Genomic DNA, 803 nt, shown 5'->3' on the forward strand with positions numbered 1-803 from the left:
CGCGAGGGGCGGCGGGGACCGCGGGGCGCCGGGGCTGCGGGTGAGCCCGGCCCTGGTGACCGTGGACGTCGCCGTGCTCGGCGCCGGGCAGGGCGGCCTGGCCGCCGCCCACCACCTGGCGCGCGCGGGCCTGGCGCCCGGGCGCGGCTACGTCGTGCTGGACGCCGAGGAGGCCCCGGGCGGGGCGTGGCGGCACCGCTGGCCGGCGCTGACGATGGCCCGCGTCAACGGCGTGCACGACCTGCCGGGGCTGTCGATGCGCGAGGCCCTGGGCCCGGTGGACCCCGCCGCGCCCGCCGCCGAGGTGGTGCCCGCGTACTTCGCCGCCTACGAGGAGGCGCTGGGCCGGCCGGTGCGGCGCCCGCTGCGGGTGCGGGAGGTGCGCGCGGCCGGGCCGCGGCTGCTGGTGGCCACCGACGGCCCCAGCTTCGCGGCGCGCGCGGTCGTCAACGCCACGGGCACCTGGCGCCGCCCCTTCCGGCCGTACTACCCGGGCGCCGGCGACTTCCTGGGCCGGCAGCTGCACACCGCCGACTACCGCGGCCCGGGGGGGTTCGCCGGGCAGCACGTGGTCGTGGTGGGCGGCGGCGTCTCGGCCGTGCAGCACCTGGAGGAGCTCAGCGCCGTGGCGGGCACCACGTGGGTCACGCGCGAGGAGCCGGTGTTCGTCGAGCCGGACGGCAGCGGCGGGCTGGACGTGGAGGCGCGGCGGGCGGCGGTGGCGCGCGTGGCCGAGCGGGTCGCGGCGGGCCGCCCGCCGGGCAGCGTGGTCTCGGCCACCGGCCTGGTGCTCACCCCGGAGC

1 protein-coding gene is annotated in these 803 nt (G+C 81.4%); it reads left to right on the top strand.

Going from position 1 to position 803, the window contains the following annotated elements; translation table 11 throughout:
* Positions 1–40 precede the first annotated feature (40 nt).
* Positions 41–803 (top strand): NAD(P)-binding domain-containing protein (locus tag GTR00_RS21275; protein WP_205706360.1); only part of this gene is annotated, 763 nt, incomplete at its 3' end.

It is taken from the genome of Kineococcus indalonis (genome assembly GCF_009906395.1).
Taxonomy (GTDB): domain Bacteria; phylum Actinomycetota; class Actinomycetes; order Actinomycetales; family Kineococcaceae; genus Kineococcus; species Kineococcus indalonis.